Raw genomic sequence first — 538 nt, forward strand, 5'->3', positions numbered from 1 at the left:
ATCCAGTCACTTCTTGGCCATGTCGATCCCCGCTCTACAGATGTATATCTGCATGTAAGCAACAAAACGCTGCTTGGAATCCGCAGCCCTTTTGATGTTTTGGAAGGCGGTGGGTCATGAGCGAAAACTGCACGATACAGGATGTGTTTAACCGCTTTTATCCTGACTATGAGAAAACCCATGAACTGTCTGCGGCACAGCAGAAAGCAGTTTATCACATCATGAACTGCAAAACCGGCGCATTTGGCGTCAATGTAAGCGTCTGCGAGGACTGCGGCTGTATTTCCGTCCATTATAATTCCTGCCGGGACAGGTGTTGTCCTATGTGTCAGGAGTTCCCGAGGGAAAAATGGGTGGATGCCCGCAGGGAGGATATACTGGACGCCCCATACTTTCATGTGGTTTTCACTGTACCGGAAGAACTTAATCCCGTCATTTACAGCAACCAGAAGCTTTTGTACAAGGCCCTTTATCATGCTGCCTCCGATACGTTAAGCGAACTTGCCAGAGATAAAAAATACCTTGGGGCAGACATAGG

1 protein-coding gene and 1 pseudogene are annotated in these 538 nt (G+C 48.3%); both read left to right on the plus strand.

From position 1 onward, the window contains the following. Window positions 1-120 (plus strand): annotated as a pseudogene (locus tag E5329_RS29345) (tyrosine-type recombinase/integrase); the annotation flags it as partial. Next, window positions 117-538: IS91 family transposase (locus E5329_RS29350; RefSeq protein WP_275443904.1), on the plus strand; the 422-nt coding region annotated here is incomplete at its 3' end. The pseudogene E5329_RS29345 and the gene E5329_RS29350, both read left to right, overlap by 4 nt.

Source organism: Petralouisia muris (genome assembly GCF_004793545.1).
Classification (GTDB): Bacteria; Bacillota; Clostridia; order Lachnospirales; family Lachnospiraceae; genus Petralouisia; species Petralouisia muris.